Source organism: Sulfitobacter aestuariivivens (assembly GCF_014763045.1).
Classification (GTDB): Bacteria; Pseudomonadota; Alphaproteobacteria; order Rhodobacterales; family Rhodobacteraceae; genus Sulfitobacter; species Sulfitobacter aestuariivivens.
Genome location: NZ_JACTAG010000001.1, coordinates 1,682,553 through 1,700,510 on the forward strand (window position 1 = coordinate 1,682,553; position 17,958 = coordinate 1,700,510).

Consider the following 17,958-nt stretch of genomic DNA (forward strand, 5'->3'; position numbering starts at 1 on the left):
ACGCCAGCAAATCCTCCTGCTCTTGGTCACGATGCTGCTGTTCCCGTTTCTCTACCTGACACTGGAACTGCCAAAACGCATCATCAACGATGCGATCGGCGCAGCCCAAAACGTTGTCGTGGTCTTTGGCGTCCCGCTTAGCCAGACAACGTTCCTGTGGCTGCTTTGCGGATTGTTCCTGTTGTCGGTTCTGGGGCACGGACTGCTTAAGGTGCGCATTAACACCATGAAGGGCGCCCTGTCCGAGCGGATGCTGCGGCGGTTCCGCTATCTGCTGGTGACCCGGCTTTTCAGGTTCCCCAAACCCTACTTCCAGCGCACCAGCCAGGCCGAGATCGTGTCGATGATCACGTCCGAATCCGAACCGATGGGCGGCATGATGGGCGATGCAATTTCCCAGCCCGTGCTGCAGGCAGGTCAGATGGCGACGATCCTGATGTTCCTGTTTCTGCAAAGCTTCTGGTTCGGGTTGGCCGCGATCGCCCTCATTCCGCTGCAGGCGTGGCTTATCCCCATGCTACAAAGGCGGATAAACGTCCTGAACAAGGCGCGCATCGGCGAGGTGCGCAAGCTGGCCGCCGAAATCGGAGAGACCGCCGCAGGCACGCCCACACTGCGGACAAGTGGCGCGCATTCCTATCGCTCGGCCATGGTCACACATCGCCTGGGGCGTTTGTTCTTCATCCGGCTGGATATCTACCGCAAGAAATTCTTCATGAAGTTTCTCAACAACTTCATCACTCAGCTGACACCGTTTTTCTTCTTTTCGGTGGGTGGGTATCTGGTCATCCGCGGCAACGTTTCTCTGGGGGCCCTGGTGGCGGCCCTTGCCGCCTACAAGGATCTCTCGGCACCTTGGAAAGAGCTGCTGACCTACTACACCAGCTTTCACGAAATGTCGCAGCGCTGGACACTGATCACCGACCGCTTCGCCCCGGCAGGGATGATGGAAGATGGTCTTTTCGACGACCCTCCCGAAACAATCGGCCGGCTCACAGGGGACATCGTCTTTGACCGGGTCAGCGCCCGTGACGTGGACGGTATCCCACTGGTAGAGAACCTGTCCTTCACGATCCCCGGCGGCGGCGTGGCCACCATCAGCTGCGTGACCCCCGAAGAACGGCAGGTGATTTCCGAGCTTCTCACCCGCGAGATAGTGCCCTCCGAGGGGCGCATCACCATCGGTGGGCGCGACCTGGCCAGCCTGCATCAGGCCGAGATCGGCACGCGAATCGGCTGGGCTGATTCGGCCCCCTACCTCTTTGCAGGCACCATCGACGACAACATGATGCTCGCGCTCAAGTCGATGGGTCGTGTTGGCGATACCGAATTGCCTGAACTGGCTATGGAAAGGCTTGAAGCCACCCGGTCGGGCAACAGTACGGTGTTGCTCGAAGACAACTGGATCGATCCTGCGCGGTTGGGGATGCAAAGTCTGAGTGACGTACGCGCTTGGTGGCTCGACATCATTGAGGGCATGGGCGCAGATCGCGAACTGGTCCGCCGCGCGCTCGGCCTGCGGATCGCTGCGCAAGAGGCCCCTGAAGTGGCACAGCACCTTGTCGATCTACGCGATGAAGTGCGCGTGCGGCTGGATGGCGACGGTCTGCTCAGCACCATGCGCCCGTTTGAGCACGAAACCTACAACAAGGCAGTCCCCCTGCTGGAAAACCTGCTCTTTGCGGCTCCATCAGAGCCTGTTACCCAGCGCGAGTTGGCCGAACACAACGGCTTTCTGCCGCTGCTTCGGGCGGTCGATCTGGTGGCCGAAATTGCCGAGGTGGCCCAAGCCGTCACTGACCTTTTGCACGATACTTTCGGCGCAGATGGCACCGATCACCCGCTGTTCCGGCGGCTGGGTATCGACCAGACAGACTTTGACGCAACCTTGCGCATCTCCAACCGCGCCAAGTCCGACGGCCTGAGCGGCGTCAGTGACGAGGACCTGGCCCTGCTGCTGGCCCTGCCCTGCCTGCTGGCACCTGATCAGGTCGGCTCTTTCGTGCCCCTGGCCCTGCAGGATCAGGTCGTTGCCGCCCGTCAGGCGGTGCCGCAGGACCCTGCCAAACGCCTGTCTGAGCTTTACCAGCAACTCGACCCGACCAGCTTTTCTGACGGTTTGTCGGTGGTGGAGAACATGCTGTTTGGTGTGGTCAATAAGGACGTCGGAAAACGCGTTGATCTTCTTTTCGAGACCATCGCCGCGATCCTGGACGAACAGGGGCTCAAGTCAGAAATCGCCACCCTCAGCCTGAGCGAGGAAAGCCTGCTGGGTGGCACAAATCTGTCGCCCCGGGTGCGCGAACGCGTTGCCTTTACCCGTGCCGCAATCAAACGCCCCGATGTGCTGGTGCTGGACAAGGCGCTGGCAAGCTACGAGGCAGAGACCCGCGCGGCAGCCGTGTCGCGCCTGCATCAGGCCCTGCCGGACGCAACGATCGTGTTGCTCGACAGCAGCTTTGACGAAACGCAGCAGTCTGACGTGTCGATCGAGATTGCACAGGGCCGCCTTGCGCATGAAGGCCGGGATAGTCCCGATCAGGGCAAGGAAACGACAAGCGGCAGCGCAACCGATCTGGCGACCAAACTTCAGGCCCTGCGACAGTCCGTCTTCTTTTCCGAGCTCGATCAAAAGCAACTTCGCCTGCTGGCCTTCTCTGCGAAATGGTTCAACATCCCGCATGGCGAGGTCATCTTCAGCCAGGGCGAAGATTCCGCAAGCGGCGTCTATCTGATCCAGAAAGGTGAGGCCGATTTCATCGCACCGGGCAAGGACGGTAAAGAGGACGTTCTGATCCGCATCGCAGGTCCCGGCAGCCTTGTTGGCGAACTGGGTCTCATACTGGGCGTGCCCCGGACGCTGACGATGACCTCGCGCACCGACCTATCGGGCCTTGTGATCGGCGGCGAGGAATTCCTCTCTGTCATGCAACACGATGCGGGCACGACATTTAAGCTGATGCAGCTGATCGCCGGTTACTTATCCAAGTCCGCCGCTGAACAGACACAAAAGTAGGTCCGCTCAGGACGCCCGTTCAAGAAAGGCGTTCACCTCGCGCACGGCAGTTCCCTGATTGATCCTGCGGAAGGTCAGATCAAGACCGCCTTCAACGAGGGTCCGGTGATATTCCTGGATCTCATAGGCGCCTTCTTCGGCGATGAACATCGAATAGAGCGACAGCGTATCCCCTTCGAGACGGGCCCAGACAAAGGGCTCCCCCTTGAGCGGATCAAGCGGGATCTGTTTGCCGAACATGTTGGTCTGCATGGCTGAGCCATAAATGGACTCGCGCTGGCTTGGCGTGAAGTTGATCGTATAGGTCTTTTCCTTTGAGCGGCCATCACTCTTGTAGGTCACCGAAGTCCAGCTGACGCTGAACCCCTTGTCCTGAGCTTCGATGGTTGTGCTCATGTCCCGCAGCCGTGCTTCGCCTGCCACAATCTCTTCAGCACTGCCCTCATACCGGCCAAAGAACTGATCAATCTCGGCGGCGACGGCGCTCAACGGTAGGGCCAGAAATACAAGGCCAAGGACGAAACGACGCGTAAATGAATTATGTGTCATAGGGTTAAGATAATCCTCCTGCCTGATAATACCACAATAACCGCCACTTGTGATGCTTAATGTGTGCCTGCGCGCTTCGGGACCGATGCCGCTTGAGGCGCTACCGCATGATGTTGCGGCCCGACGCGCGGCGCGGGCTATTTTCTGGCGTTCGGAAAGAAAAGCGACGCCAATCCAAGGATCGCCGAAATCACGATCAGCAGCAGCGACACGGCATTCAAAACCGGGGTGGACCCCTGTTTGAGCTTGTCGAACATGGTGATCGTCAAAGGTGAATCCGATCCCACCAGCATCAACGTGGTGTTGAAGTTCTCAAAGCTCATCAAAATAGACACGATGGCCGAGGCCACGATCGCGGGCATCAGGAACGGCAGCGTGATCTGCCGGATCGCACCCCATTGACTTGCCCCCAGATTGAGGGCGGCCTCTTCAAGGCTGGGGTCAAACTTTTGCAACCGCGCAGAAATGACAAGCGTGGCAAAGGTCGTGATAAACGAAAATTGACCGAGAATGACAAGGATCAACCCCGGCCGCAGCCCATCAAACCAAAGACCCGTGGCATCTTCCAGCGTGTTGGCAATAGCGCTGGAGAAGACAAGGATCGAGATGCCCAGGATCACCCCCGGAATGATCAGCGGCAAAAGCATCAGCATATACAGCAGTGCCTTTCCCCTGAACGTATGGCGCACGAACAAAAAGGCATTGCAGGTCCCCACCGCAACCGCTAGCGCGGATACCCAAAGGGCCACAAACGTCGAGGTCCCGATGGCGCGCAGGATAGACCGCTCGTGAAAGACACCGATGTAGGGCGCCTCAGTGCCGAAAAACCACGCTAGCGTGAACCCTTCCCACGGCGGCGACGGGAAGACACTGTTGTTGAACGCGAATACGCACACCACGCTCAGCGGTAGCGCAAGGTAGATGAAAAAGGCGGTCACATAGGCGCGGTAACACCATTTGGCAAACGCTGGCTGCGGGACAGTGGGGATCATGCGCGCCCCATCGTATCAGACAGCGATTGACGGGACAGCTTGAGCCCCAGAAACACAATCCCCGATGACAGCGCCAGCAGCAGAAACCCGAGGGCTGAGCCAAGCTCCCAGTTAAAGCGGGTGATGAACTGCGTATAGATCATCCCCGTGAACCAAAGACTGTCCTTGCCGCCCAGCAGGATCGGGGTCAGGTAGTTACCGAGCGACAGCATGAACACGACGATGCCCCCCGATACGATACCCGGCATCGCATGGGGAATGACGATCTCGCGCATGATAGAGGTGCTGGTGCCACCCAGATCATAGCCCGCTTCGATCAGGCTGTTGTCCAGACTGTCGAGGGTCGTCACCAGCGGCACCACCATGAACAGGATCGACGTGTACACCAGCCCAACCATAATCGCCGCATCGTTGTACAAAAGCTCAACCGGCCCACTTATCAGCCCAAGGTTCTGCAGTGCGGTCGATATGACTCCGGTTTCCCGCAGCAGGATCATCCAGCCAAAGGTGCGCACCAGCTCAGAAACCCAGAACGGGATCATGCACATCAAAAAAAGCGTGGTTTTCGTGCGACCCCGGGTCAGCTTGGCAATGTAATAGGCAATCGGAAAGCCTAGGATCAGCGTCAGCGCCGTGGCAAGGATCGACATGATCGCGGTCCGCGCGAACGTGCGCCAATACAGCGGCTCACCAAAGAACGTGGCGTAGTTGCCAAACCCGGTCTCGAATTCACGTGGGCCGACCTTTTCGCTTATCGACACGATGAATAGGCCGATATGCGGCAGGATGATCAGCACAATCAGCCACAGCAGGATCGGCGCCAGCAAAAGATAGAACCCGAGCCTGGATGTGTCAGAGCCCATCGGCTCAGACCTTGCCCGCTGGATAACAGCGCGCCTGTTGCGGGTCCCAGCAGGTGAACACCGTGTCGCCCGCGCGCAGATGTGCGTGTGTCCCTGTCTGCGGCACGGCCACGTTCATCAAGGTGCCGCCCGCATCCCGCACAATGACCGAACTGTTCGCACCATTGAACAAAACCGCATTCACCGTACCGGGGCTGACGTTCTGCCCTGCACCGACGTCCTCTTGCGATGTAGACAACGTGATGGATTCGGGCCGCAGGAAGACCTGCGCGCCCTGCCCTTCGGACAGATCCGCCCCGCCCGCCTCGACATGCATCTGTGTGCCTCTTTCCGAGGTCAGCGTCAGCCTGCTGCCATTCACGCCGGTCACTCTGGCCTCGATCCGGTTGGCATCGCCGACGAACCCGGCAACAAAGGCGGTCGCCGGCTTTTGATACACCTCATCCGGCGGCCCAATCTGCTCGAACCGCCCCTTATTCATCACCGCGATGTTGTCGCTCATCACCAGCGCCTCTGACTGGTCATGCGTGATGTAAACAAAGGTTGTGTTAAACGCTGCCTGCAGCGACTTCAGCTCAACCTTCATGTGTTCGCGCAGTTTCAGATCAAGCGCGCCCAGCGGTTCATCCAACAGCAGGACATCCGGTTCCAGCACCATGCAGCGCGCGATGGCGACCCGCTGTTTCTGCCCGCCCGACAGCTGATCGATCCGGCGCGCCGACACCCCCGGCAGGCCCACGCGCTCCAGCACCGCCTCGACACGGCGGGCAATCTCACCGCGTGCCACGCCCCTTTGGCGCAGGCCGAAGCCCACGTTGTCACCAATGTTCATCGTCGGAAACAGCGCCAGATGCTGAAACACCATCGACACCGGGCGTTTGTTGGGGGGCACACCGATCATTGATCTGCCCTTGATCAGCAGATCGCCACTGGTCGGCGACTGAAACCCCGCAATCATGCGCAAAAGCGTTGTTTTCCCGCACCCTGACGGTCCAAGAATGGAAAAGAACGACCCCTGCGGCACATCAAAGCTGACATGATCCACAGCGCGAAAGTCATCGAAATCCTTGGTCAGATCACGGCAGATCAGATCAGGGTTGGTGTCGGTCACAGGCACTGCCTCACAGCATGAAGAGAGGCACCATCCGGTGCCCCCCTTCCTTTCTTAGCACAGCTCAGTTTGCCGCGTTGATACGGTCAAGCGTCGCCCCTTCGAGCGCTTCGAGACCCGCAGGCACCGGCGGATACCACTTGATATTGTCAATCGCCGCCTGGTCAAAGCTGCCCTGATAGCGCGCCTTGAGATCAGCACTGACACCGCCATCCCCGTCCACGGCGGCGGTAAAGTTACCGGCCGTATTGGTGATCATCGCGGCGATATCGGGCCGCATCACAAAGTTGATCCAGTCATAGGCCGCATCATCCGCACGCCCCCGCGCAGGCAGGACAAAGGTATCGATCCAGCCCAGCGCACCCGCTTCGGGTGCAACAAAAGTGATGTCGGGGTTGTCCGCATTCAGCTGCCAGCCGCCTGTGTCCCACGCCATCGCGGCCACGACCTCACCAGACCGCAGCAGGTTCTTGATCTCGTCACCGCCACCCCAGTAGGTTTTCACGTTGGGCTTGCACTCAGTCAGCTTGGCCTCGACCTGATCGAGGATGTCCTGATAGGCCGCCGTGTCGCTGTAGGCGGCAAAGGGATCAAGCCCCATCGAATAGGCGAACCCGATCAGCGTTGGCCGCTTGAGGCGATAAGACACCTTGCCTGTTACGGATGCATCACACAGATCTGTATAGTCCTGCACGTTGCCCGCCATCGCGGTGTTCACCACCAGCCCGCTGGTGCCCCAGACATGCGGCAGGCCGTAAACCTCACCATCGTATGTCGTGTTCTTGGCAGTTGCGGACAACATGGAGGGGATGAACAAGGCGGCATTCACCTTCGACATGTCGAGGGGTTTGTAGATGCCAAATTCTTCCTGCGCGCTGGTGATCCGGTCCTGGCTGGGTTGGGCAAGATCAAATCCGCCGCCATTCGTGGCGCGCAGCTTTGCGATCATCTCTTCATTGTTCGAGGTCGTCACTTCGACCGTATGGCCGGTTTCGGCCTCGAATTTCGCGATGACATCTTCCGGCGCGTAACCACCCCACGTGAGCAAGCGCAGTGTGTCAGCCTGAGCCAATGACGCAGAAAGCGCCGTGGCCGCCAGAAGGGACGTAAGGAATGTGATTTTCATGATTTTCACCCTGATCAGTATGTCTGCCGGTGCAAGTTACCCGCAGTTCGTTGCAGTATTAAGTCGAAGGCGCCCAATATTGTCCATGCTGGCGCAGCGGCCCACGGGCGCAATTTCTGAGCCGCTAAAGGATTTTCAGAAGAAGCTCCCTCGTGTTGTCGCGGGTCATCTCAATCGGGTTGCCGCCAGTGCTCGGATCCGCCAAAGCGCCCTCAACTACACGGTCCACGTCCAGGTTTTCGATACCCAGCCCCGACAACGTCCGGGGAATACCCATGCTGGCGTTCAGATTGTCGACATAGGCGCAAAAGCCGTCAAACCCGCCCGGGATGCCCAGATAGTTGGCCGCCGTATCGAACCGCTCGACGATCGCGGTGCTGTTGAATTGCAGGACCGCTGGCATACAAACCGCATTCGTGGTGCCATGGTGCGTATGATAGATCGCCCCGATCGGGTGCGACAGCGCGTGAATGGCCCCCAGACCTTTCTGAAACGCCGTGGCCCCCATGGCGGCGGCCGACATCATCTGCGCGCGCGCCTCCAGATCGGTGCCATCGGCATAGGCGCGCGGCAGATACTCTTTAACCAGCCGCATCCCCTCGAGCGCCATGCCCTGAGACATCGGATGATAATGCGGCGACGAATAGGCCTCGACGCAATGGGCAAAGGCATCCAGGCCCGTGCCCGCCGTGATGAATTTCGGCATGCCAACGGTCAGCTCCGGGTCGCAGATCACCACGCTGGGCAGGAACTTGGGGTGAAAGATGATCTTTTTCTCTGCTGTCTCGGAATTGGTGATGACGCTCGCACGTCCAACTTCCGAACCGGTGCCAGCGGTCGTCGGCACGGCCACAATCGGCGCGATGGCATCGGCATCGGCGCGGGTCCACCAATCTCCGATGTCTTCGAAATCCCAAAGCGGTCGCGTCTGGCCCGCCAGAAAGGCCACCAGCTTGCCCAGATCAAGGCCAGATCCGCCGCCAAAGGCCACGACCCCATCATGTCCGCCGTCCTTAAAGGCGCGCACGCCTGCTGCGGCGTTTTTTTCGTTGGGGTTGGGATCGACATCTGAAAAGATCGCGCGCCCCAGACCGGCGGCCTCCAGCAGATCAAGCGTTCTTGTCGTAATCTGCATGTCGGCGAGCCCCCGATCAGTGATCAGCAGCGGCCTGGACATGCCTGCCGCGGCACAGGCGGATGCAATTTCATCAATGCGACCTGCGCCAAAACGGATGGCCGTCGGATAGGACCAATTTGCGGTTAGCGACATAGGCGTCAGACCTTCTTTCAGAGGTGGATATCAAATGCGGGCGACCCGGCCGGATCAATGCAATGGCCCGCGCGGCACTGGCAACAAACGGTCATTCCTCAGGCCCTCTCAAAGCCACGGGCAATTTCCCAGTCGGTCACCACCCGGTCAAATTCTTCCTGCTCCCACTCCGCGGCGCGAACGTAATGATCAACCACCCGGTCCCCAAAGGCAGCGCGCAGAAACTCCGAGGTGCGCAGGGTTTCGGTCGCCGCGCGCAAGGTCTGTGGAATGTCAGCAGCGCTGCCATCGTCATAGACATCCCCCGAGGTCGGCGGCGCAAGCGTCATCTTGTCCTCGATCCCTTTGATCCCGGCCGCAAGCATGGCCGCCTGCGCCAGATAGGGGTTCAGATCAGACCCCCCTATGCGGCATTCAACCCGGATGCCCTTGGTCCCATCGCCACACAACCGGAAGCCTGCGGTGCGGTTGTCCACGGACCAGACCGTCTTGGTCGGCGCGAAAGTGCCCTTGGCAAACCGTTTGTAGCTGTTCACGTAGGGCGCCAGAAAGAACGTGTAATCAGGGGCATAGGTAATCAGCCCGGCCATGTACTGCGCCATCACCTCAGACATACCCAACTCTGCATCGGCGTCGTAGAAGACTGGCGTACCATCGCGCCACAAGGACTGGTGCACGTGGCTGGAACTGCCGATCTTGTCGCGATGCCATTTGGGCAGAAAGCTTGCCGCATGGCCCTGCTGCCATGCGATTTCCTTGACCGCGTTCTTGGCAATGGTGTGATGATCCGCGCAGTCAAGGGCGGCGGCGTACCTGATATTCAGCTCTTCCTGACCGGTCTCGGCCTCTCCCTTGGTGTTCTCTACCGGGATCCCAGCGTCGAACAGATGATTGCGGATCGGCCGCATCACGCTTTCTTCTTTGGTGGTCTGCAGGATGTGATAATCCTCGTTGTATCCGCTGATCGGCGCGAGATCGCGAAACCCCTCCTTGCGGATTTCGTCAAAGCTTTTCTCGAACAGAAAGAACTCAAGCTCAGTCGCCATCATGGCGTCAAAACCGAGGTCCTGCAGCCGCGCGATCTGCTGCTTGAGCATGGCGCGGGGCGAATGCGGCACCGGATCATGGCTGTGATGATCCAGCACGTCGCACAACACCATCGCAGTGCCCTCCAACCACGGCACGCGCCGCAGCGTGGTCAGATCAGGCGCCATGATATAGTCGCCATACCCCCCCTGCCAGCTTGAGGACGCGTAGCCCGGTGGCGTGGCCATCTCGAGGTCGGTGGCCAGCAGATAATTGCAACAATGGGTTTCCTCAAACGAGGTTTCAACAAAGTTCACCGCGTGAAACCGCTTGCCCATCAACCGGCCCTGCATGTCCACAAGGCAGGCCAGCACGGTGTCGATCTCACCCGCTTTCACGGCGTCTTTCAATGCGTCAAAAGTCAATTGTGCGGCCACGCGTTCGGTCCTTTTTGTCAAATCGGCGCCCCCGGGTGCGGGGGCGCCTGCGGTTGCTTGCTCAGCTTACTCGAAGTTGTAGGGCGCGCCGGCCTGGTTGATGACGCTGTTGTACTCCTTGAAGATGTTCACGATCTTCTGATGCACTTCACCTTCCTGCGCCACTTCTTCCCAGAACGCCTTGGCCGCGTTCTCGACCTCGGCCCATTCAGAAGCCGGAACAGAGCGCAGCTGCAGTTTGTCGCCATTCGCGCGCAACGCCGCTTCGCCGCCCCAGTACCACTGATTGCGATAGGTGTGACCAGCCTCTGTCGCGGCCATGACCACAGACTTGAGGTGATCAGGCAAGTCGGCCCAGCGCTCTTCGTTAACAAACCACGACCCGATCCAGGCACCTGAGATGTTGTTTGTCAGGAAGTAGTCGGTCACGTCCGCCCAGCCCACGGTGTAATCCTCGGTAATGCCCGACCATGCCATACCGTCAAGCTCGCCAGTCTGCACCGCAACTTCAGCGTCTTCATATGGAATGTTCACCGGCACCACGCCGAACTGGGCCAGGAAACGCCCTGCTGTCGGGAAGGTGTATAGCTTCAGACCATCCAGATCAGCGACGCTTGTGATCTCTTTCTTGGTGTTAAAGTTACACGGGTCCTGCCCGGCCGCCGACAGCCACTTGACCCCGACCTTGGCGTATTCCTCTTCCCAGATTTCCTTGAGACCATATTGGTTGAACAGCACCGGCACGTCGAGGATGTGCTTGGTCGCAAAGGGAAAGTACCCGCCAAACTGACGCAAAGGTGTAGGCGACGCCATTGAATCGTCGTCCGAATGCACGCCGTCAATAGTGCCGCGCTGCAGAGCCTGGAACAATTCGCCCGTTGGCACGATCTGGTCGGCATAGAACAGCTCGACCTGCAGTTCCCCGTTTGCATTGGCGTTGATATAGTCGATCACCGGCTTGGTCACATGCTCGCCCAACGCGCTGCCCGCGTAGGTCTGAAAGCGCCAAGTGATCGCCGACTGCGCCTTGACGATCGCGGGGGAGGCCAGCGTGGCCGCCGCGCCGATACCGGCAGTGGATAGAAACTTACGTCTTGTCGTCATTGGTTCGTCCTCTCTGTTGACGCTCTTTCTCAATGTGTCCCGAAGTTAGGGATCTTTTATTGTTAATTTCCATAGACATACCCCGGCAGCCACAAGGCAATTTCGGGGAAGGTCATGATCGTGGCCAGCGCCACCACCATCACCAGTACGAATGGCAGGATCGACGTATAGATGTCGCGCAACGTGATCTCGGGCGGGGCCATCGCGCGCATCAAAAACAGATTATACCCGAACGGCGGGGTCATATAGGCGATCTGCGTCGTGATCGTGTATAGCACACCGTACCAGATCAGATCGAAACCCAGCGCGCCCACCAGCGGCACGTAAAGCGGTGCGACGATCACCAGCATGGCCGTGTCATCCAGAAACGTGCCCATGAGGATAAAGCTGAGCTGCATCAGAATCAGGATCATCCACGGGCTGAGGCCCAGCTTTTCAGTGAACAGGCTCTCAATCGCCTTGACCGCGCCCAACCCGTCGAACACCGCACCAAACGCCAGTGCCGCAAGGATGATCCACATGAACATGCACGAAATGCCCAACGTCTTGACCACCGATGTCTCAAAGACCTCGCGGGTCATCCGCCCCTTGAGAACCGCCGCCATAAACGCGGCAATGGCGCCGATGGCCGAACTCTCCACCAGCGATGTCCAGCCGTTCACGAAAGGCACCATCATCGCAAAGAAGATAAAGAGCGGCAGCAGCCCCGCGCCCAGCAGACGGATTTTCTCAGGCAGGGGTATGTCGCGTTCTTCGGCCGGCAACACCGGGCCTAATGCCGGATTGATGCGGCAGCGGATCACGATATAGATCATAAACATCGCCGCCATCATCAACCCTGGCAACACCCCGGCCAGCCAAAGCTGCCCCACCGGCTGACGCGCAATCATCGCGTAAAGCACCAGCACAACAGAGGGCGGCACCAGAATGCCCAACGACGATCCCGCCTGGATCACCCCCGTCACCATCCGCTTGTCATAACCGCGTTTCAAAAGCTCCGGCAGCGCAATGGTCGCACCAATCGCCATGCCGGCCACCGACAGCCCGTTCATGGCCGAGATCAGAACCATCAACGCAATCGTACCCACGGCAAGACCACCCGAAAGCCCCCCCATCCAGACGTGAAACATCCTGTATAGATCGTCTGCAATCTTGGATTCCGACAACACGTAACCCATGAAAATGAACATTGGCAGCGTCAGCAACGGATACCATTTCATCAGCTTGATCGCGGCGGAAAACCCAAGGTCAAATCCCCCCCGATCCCCCCACAGGAAAAACGCGGCGATCACGGCCACGAAACCGATGGCGCCAAAGACGCGCTGCCCGGTCAGAAGCATCAGCATCATCGACGAAAACATCAAAATGGCGATGACCTCGTGCGACATCAGATCTTCTTGCCCATGTCATGACCCCGGATGCGCAAAATGTCCTTGAAAAACTCCGATATCGCCTGCAGCAACATCAGAAAGATGCCAATCAGCATGATCGCCTTGATCGGCCAGAGATAGGGCCGCCACACCGACGAACTGCGCTCTCCTCCGTAGCTGATAGAGTACTGGAAACTCTCCCATCCGCCCCATAGCAGAAAGATCAGATAGACGATCAGAAACATCACCGTCATCGCATCGACCTGCGCCTTGCGGCGGTCATCCCATTCGCCATAAAGCAGATCCATGCGCACATTCGATCCCATCTGGATCGAATAGGGGCCGCCCAGCATGTAATAGGCCACCATCGCGAACTGGGCGACTTCAAGCGTCCACAGCGACGGCACAAAGAAGGTCTTGCTGACTGACGACCACAGTAAAATCGCCATCATGACAAAGATGCCATACATCACGATGCGCCCAATCCGGTAGTTCATCGCATCGACAAAGCGGATGTATTTCAAAACAGCGCTCAGCATACGGTGACCTTGAGGTCCGCCAGCGCCGCTTCGATCCAGCCCGCCAGCATATCGGCCATGGCCGCCTGCGCTTCCGCATCCGCTATCAGGTCATTGCGCACTTCGATCATCACATTGAGAAACCCGCCGGGCAAGGCATGTACCTTCAACGTATGGGTCACCCCGTCTGCGGGGCCATAGGGCGCATTGCGGCGCACAACATAGGGCGGGTCGCGGCGGGCCAAAAGCGCGTCTGCCAACCGCGCGTCACTGTCATGCAAGATCCCGATCTCGACCTCGCGGCGCGTGCCATAAAAGACCGGCGTAAAACTGTGAACCGTCACAAGCACAGGGTCTTCGATGCCTGCAAGTATGCCTGCAACTGCGGCGCGAAACGGTTCATAATAGGTCCTGATACGGTCCGACTTTTGCGCATCGGTCAAATGCGCGTTTCCGGGGACCTCACCAACTTCCGTGCGCGCTGGCATCGCGTCCGCCGCATCGGGCGGGCGGTTGCAGTCATAGACCAGCCGCGATGTCTTTGCCGCAACCAGTGTGGCCTGCAGCCGTGCTGCCAACTGCTCTGCCAGGCCCATGGCACCGGGGTCCCAGACCACATGGCTCAAAAGCGCGTCATCGGCCAATCCAAGGTCGCCCAGCGCCAGCGGAATGTGCGCGCTTGCATGCTCGCAAACGATGACCATCCGCGACCCGCCCCGGACGGCGCGCAGATCGACGATGGTCTCATCCAAAGGGCCGTCGAGGTGATTCATTGCAGCTCCCACCTTGGAAAAGTCTTGCCACAGGCGGGTTCTGTCAACACAATTGTGAAAATAATATCACAGACGACACCGCTCTGTTAAATTTCAGCGCAAAAGCGAGGCATCCCTGATGACCGATGCAAAGCAGACAATCTCGGACCGCATCCAGGAACAGATGGACGCCCTGACCCGCGCTGAGCGTCAACTGGCCCTGTCGATCCTCGAAAACTACCCGGCCTCTGGCCTTGGTCCGCTTGCCGCGCTGGCAAAGGGCGCGCATGTCTCGGTTCCAACCGTCGCGCGCATGGTCCAGAAACTGGGCTACAAGGGCTACTCTGATTTCCAGGCCGATCTACGCGAAGAGCTGGGCGCCATCGCAAAGGGCCCGATCGCAAAGCACGAAACCTGGGCTGGCGCCGCCCCGTCAGAGCATATTCTCAACCGCTTTACCGACGCAGTCATCGACAATATCCGCAACACGCTGGCCCACATTGATCCCGCAGAATTCGACGCCGCCAGTGCCCTTGTCGCCGACCCGTCCCGCCATCTCTATATCGTCGGGGGCCGCATCACCCATACGCTTGCCGAATATCTGTTCCTGCATCTGCAGGTCATCCGCCCCCATGTGACCCACGTCCAATCCACATCCAATACCTGGCCACATTACCTGGTGAACGCGAAACCCGGCGATGTCTTCGTGATTTTCGACGTCCGCCGCTACGAGAACAACACGCTCAAACTTGCCGAACTGGCAAATGCCCGTGGCGCAAAGATCGTTCTGTTCACCGACCAATGGCGATCACCGGTCCACCGGATGGCCGATATCAGCCTGACCAGCCAGATCATCGTGCCCTCAGCCTGGGATTCCGCGACCACAACGATGCTGCTTGTGGAAAGCATGATTTCAGCCGTCCAGACTCTGGACTGGGAAAAGACGAAGGATCGCATGGAAGAGCTGGAAGATATCTTTGACCAGACCCGGCTTTTTCGCAAGTTCACGTAAGCCGTCGGCGGTCATCAAGCCTTAACTGTCAATGTGGATCACCACCCGGTCATGACATGCGGCACCGTAATGTGGAACGCTCTTGCCGAAATTGCATGCGTTCCGCCCAGCGGATCACCATTGCGACGCACCCTAATCCGGTCCGTCAGCCAAATTACTCTTGGATGGCCACCGACGACCGCCTGAGACCCAACAAACCTTACACCGACACTTCGGACAGCAAATCTTCGCGGCGGATGCCACTCTTGGGAGCATTTCTAATGACCTTCCCGCGCTGCAACACAATGATTTGATCAGCCAGCGAAAAGGCAAATTCAAAGTATTGTTCGACCAATACAATCGCCATATCTCCCCGGTCGCGCAGCAGTTTGATGACATGTCCGATGTGCTGGATGATGTTGGGTTGAATGCCCTCCGTCGGCTCGTCAAGAAGAAGCAGCTTGGGTTTTGTAATCAACGCTCTGGCGATGGCCAGTTGCTGTTGTTGGCCGCCTGAGAGATCACCACCGCGCCGCGCCTCCATTTCTTTGAGAACCGGAAAAAGCTCGAAAATGTCCGGGGGAATGTGATGGTCGGACTTGGGCAGGCAGGAAAATCCGGTTTGCAGATTCTCGCGGACGGTAAGCAGCGGAAAGATATCTCGCCCTTGCGGCACATAGCCCACGCCCATCCGCGCCAGGCGGTCAGCGCTCGCGCGGCCAATGTCGTTGCCGTCAAAGGCCATGCTGCCTCCCGTGCGCGGGTGCGTTCCGGAGATCGCTCTGAGCAAGCTGGTTTTGCCAACTCCATTCGTGCCCATCACGCAGGTCACCTCACCCAATTGGGCGCGCAGGCTGATGTCATAAAGGATTTGCGATTTGCCGTAATGAAGGTTCAGGTTTTTGATGTCCAACATGTCTTAGCGCCCCAGATAGACATCAATGACATCTTGGTTCTTGGTCACGTGATCCAGCGATCCTTCTGCCAGAACCGCGCCTTCGTGCAGTACGGTGACCTTGCAGTTCAGCCGGCGCACAAATTCCATGTCATGCTCTACCACGACCACCGCACGGGTCTTGGCAGCCTCCACAAGGATCGCCGTTGTCTTTTCCCGCTCTGCCGGGGTCATCCCGGCGGCAGGTTCATCCACCAGCAACAGCTGGGGTTCCTGCGCCAGTAACATGCCAATCTCCAGCCATTGCTTCTGACCGTGGCTCAACTCACCGGAAACCCGTGGCAAAGTGTCTGTCAGACCGATCTGGGCGGCCAATTCAGCAATCCGATCGAGGTCCGCCCTTGATGGTCGGAAAAACAGCACGGCCAAGGGTCCGCGATCCTTACGCAGGGCCATCAGCAGGTTTTCCTGCACGGTCTGCTCTTCAAACACGGTTGGTTTTTGAAATTTCCGCCCGATCCCAGCCTGGGCAATCCGGGCCTCTGACATGCCGATCAGCGAGACGCTCTTGTCGCCCCACAGGATCTGTCCGGTGTCAGGCCGCGTCTTGCCGGTCACAATGTCCATGAAGGTCGTCTTGCCCGCACCATTAGGGCCAATCACCGCCCGCAGTTCTGCTTTGGCGATCTGGAACGAAAGGTTGTTGATCGCCCGAAAACCATCAAAGCTGACGGTGACACCGGAGACTTCAAGCAGTGTGCTCACCTGTCTGCCTCCATGGTTTTGCCCGCCAGCTTGTCGACAAAACTGCTAATGCCACCCGGTGCATAAAGTGTGACCAGAACAAAGCTGAGCCCCAGAAGAACCAGCCACCAGTCCACCCATTTGATTGCATAAAAGCCGAGGTCGATATCAGGTGCCTGACCGCCTGTGAACCAGCTGGACACAAGGCTGACAAAGGCCGTGCCGATCACCGCGCCATACAAGCGTCCGCGCCCGCCAATTGCCACCCAAACGGCAAGGTAGATCGAAGCAATCGGTGCAACCTCGGCCGGATTAATGATGCCTGCCTGTGGATAGTAAAGCGCCCCTGCGATACCCGAGATGCACGCGGTCAGGGTAAAGACCGCAAGCTTGTAGGTCTCAACCGAATAGCCCAGAAACCGCACCCGCGCTTCGTTGTCGCGAATGCCGCGAATGACAGAGCCGAACTTGCCTGACACCACCCAGGCGACCAGCAGGTACCCCAGCCCGAGCGCCAGTGCTGATGCCCAAAAAAACCACAACGAGACCACCGATTGCGGGGCGGTAACGCCCGGAAGGTTCTGCAGCCCGGACAACCCGTTATTGCCGCGCAGACCGCTCGCGTTCTGGAACAGATACAGCGACAGGCCCAATGTCATGGCTTGGGTCAGGATCGACAGATAAACGCCCGTCACGCGGCTGCGAAAGGCCAGCCACCCAAACACCAGCGCGAGAAGCCCCGGAACCAGCACCACGAACGCCAGTTGCAGCACCAAGCTGTCCGCGAAGGCCCAGATCAGCGGGAAGTCACTGCTGCCCACAACGCCAAAGATCTGATTTCCGATACCTGTGGATATCTCTTCTGGGGTTGGCGGCAGCACACCCTCAGAAAGGGCATTCTCAACAATTTGGCGCGTACGCTCGTACATCAGCCACATGCCGATCATGTATCCGCCCAGCCCGAAGAACGCGAAATGGCCAAGCGACAGAATGCCGGCATAGCCCCAGATCAAATCCATCGCGATGGCGATCAGGCACAGGCACAGGGTCTTTCCCAGAACCTTCACAAAACTGGTTGAGAGGAGGCCGACACCAAAGCCCTCAGACAGGATTGTCACGACAAGCGTGAAGAGGCTCAGCAAGACAAGGAAGATAAGCACTGATGGATTGCGGACGACAAAGGACCTGTTCATT

General features: G+C 58.6%; 16 protein-coding genes. 2 read left to right on the forward strand and 14 right to left on the reverse strand.

Annotation, left to right across the window (positions count from 1 at the left end; all coding sequences use genetic code 11):
• Positions 1 to 31: 31 nt before the first annotated feature.
• On the forward strand, positions 32 to 3,016 hold the full coding sequence (locus H9Q16_RS08250) for an ABC transporter transmembrane domain-containing protein (RefSeq protein WP_246455549.1): 2,985 nt from the start codon (positions 32 to 34) through the stop codon (positions 3,014 to 3,016).
• A gap of 6 nt (positions 3,017 to 3,022) precedes the next feature.
• On the opposite strand, the gene H9Q16_RS08255 is transcribed toward H9Q16_RS08250, so the two are convergent.
• The 11 genes from H9Q16_RS08255 to H9Q16_RS08305 all read right to left on the reverse strand — a co-directional run bounded on the left by H9Q16_RS08255 (position 3,023) and on the right by H9Q16_RS08305 (position 14,155).
• A complete protein-coding gene (locus tag H9Q16_RS08255; RefSeq protein ID WP_246455553.1) occupies positions 3,023 to 3,565 on the reverse strand; it encodes a hypothetical protein in 543 nt (180 codons plus the stop codon).
• A gap of 137 nt (positions 3,566 to 3,702) precedes the next feature.
• Positions 3,703 to 4,557 (reverse strand): ABC transporter permease, encoded by an 855-nt coding sequence (locus H9Q16_RS08260; protein ID WP_191074831.1) that lies wholly within the window; start codon positions 4,555 to 4,557, stop codon positions 3,703 to 3,705.
• Positions 4,554 to 5,420 (reverse strand): ABC transporter permease, encoded by an 867-nt coding sequence (locus H9Q16_RS08265; RefSeq protein WP_191074832.1) that lies wholly within the window; start codon positions 5,418 to 5,420, stop codon positions 4,554 to 4,556. The genes H9Q16_RS08260 and H9Q16_RS08265 overlap by 4 nt, the downstream gene beginning before the upstream one ends.
• Positions 5,421 to 5,424: 4 nt before the next feature.
• Complete coding sequence (locus tag H9Q16_RS08270) at positions 5,425 to 6,531, reverse strand: ATP-binding cassette domain-containing protein (RefSeq protein ID WP_191074833.1); 1,107 nt, start codon at positions 6,529 to 6,531, stop codon at positions 5,425 to 5,427.
• A 64-nt stretch (positions 6,532 to 6,595) separates the two neighbouring features.
• Positions 6,596 to 7,657, reverse strand: coding sequence for an extracellular solute-binding protein (locus H9Q16_RS08275; protein ID WP_191074834.1), 1,062 nt, complete (start codon positions 7,655 to 7,657; stop codon positions 6,596 to 6,598).
• Positions 7,658 to 7,781: 124 nt separating this feature from the next.
• Positions 7,782 to 8,927, reverse strand: coding sequence for an iron-containing alcohol dehydrogenase (locus H9Q16_RS08280; protein WP_191074835.1), 1,146 nt, complete (start codon positions 8,925 to 8,927; stop codon positions 7,782 to 7,784).
• Between the two features lie 98 nt (positions 8,928 to 9,025).
• Positions 9,026 to 10,390 carry a type I glutamate--ammonia ligase gene (locus H9Q16_RS08285; protein ID WP_191074836.1) on the reverse strand — a complete coding sequence of 455 codons (1,365 nt, stop codon included), beginning with the start codon at positions 10,388 to 10,390 and terminating at the stop codon, positions 9,026 to 9,028.
• 66 nt (positions 10,391 to 10,456) lie between these two features.
• Positions 10,457 to 11,494 (reverse strand): TRAP transporter substrate-binding protein, encoded by a 1,038-nt coding sequence (locus tag H9Q16_RS08290; protein ID WP_191074837.1) that lies wholly within the window; start codon positions 11,492 to 11,494, stop codon positions 10,457 to 10,459.
• Between the two features lie 62 nt (positions 11,495 to 11,556).
• On the reverse strand, positions 11,557 to 12,882 hold the full coding sequence (locus H9Q16_RS08295) for a TRAP transporter large permease (protein ID WP_191074838.1): 1,326 nt from the start codon (positions 12,880 to 12,882) through the stop codon (positions 11,557 to 11,559).
• Positions 12,882 to 13,403 carry a TRAP transporter small permease subunit gene (locus H9Q16_RS08300; RefSeq protein ID WP_191074839.1) on the reverse strand — a complete coding sequence of 174 codons (522 nt, stop codon included), beginning with the start codon at positions 13,401 to 13,403 and terminating at the stop codon, positions 12,882 to 12,884. The genes H9Q16_RS08295 and H9Q16_RS08300 overlap by 1 nt, the downstream gene beginning before the upstream one ends.
• Positions 13,397 to 14,155, reverse strand: a complete 759-nt coding sequence (locus H9Q16_RS08305) for an N-formylglutamate amidohydrolase (protein ID WP_191074840.1) — start codon at positions 14,153 to 14,155, stop codon at positions 13,397 to 13,399. The genes H9Q16_RS08300 and H9Q16_RS08305 overlap by 7 nt, the downstream gene beginning before the upstream one ends.
• 118 nt (positions 14,156 to 14,273) lie before the next feature.
• Here H9Q16_RS08305 and H9Q16_RS08310 point away from each other — a divergent pair, with 118 nt between their 5' ends.
• On the forward strand, positions 14,274 to 15,146 hold the full coding sequence (locus H9Q16_RS08310) for a MurR/RpiR family transcriptional regulator (RefSeq protein ID WP_191074841.1): 873 nt from the start codon (positions 14,274 to 14,276) through the stop codon (positions 15,144 to 15,146).
• Between the two features lie 199 nt (positions 15,147 to 15,345).
• Here H9Q16_RS08310 and urtE read toward each other — a convergent pair whose 3' ends face one another.
• The 3 genes from urtE to urtC are packed head-to-tail and all read right to left on the reverse strand — an operon-like array spanning position 15,346 to position 17,957.
• Positions 15,346 to 16,041, reverse strand: a complete 696-nt coding sequence (gene urtE / locus H9Q16_RS08315; protein ID WP_191074842.1) for an urea ABC transporter ATP-binding subunit UrtE — start codon at positions 16,039 to 16,041, stop codon at positions 15,346 to 15,348.
• A gap of 3 nt (positions 16,042 to 16,044) precedes the next feature.
• Positions 16,045 to 16,785: an urea ABC transporter ATP-binding protein UrtD gene (gene urtD, locus H9Q16_RS08320; RefSeq protein WP_191074843.1), complete on the reverse strand. Its 741-nt coding sequence runs from the start codon at positions 16,783 to 16,785 to the stop codon at positions 16,045 to 16,047.
• A complete protein-coding gene (urtC, locus tag H9Q16_RS08325; RefSeq protein ID WP_191074844.1) occupies positions 16,782 to 17,957 on the reverse strand; it encodes an urea ABC transporter permease subunit UrtC in 1,176 nt (391 codons plus the stop codon). The genes urtD and urtC overlap by 4 nt, the downstream gene beginning before the upstream one ends.
• Between the last annotated feature and the right edge of the window lies 1 nt (position 17,958).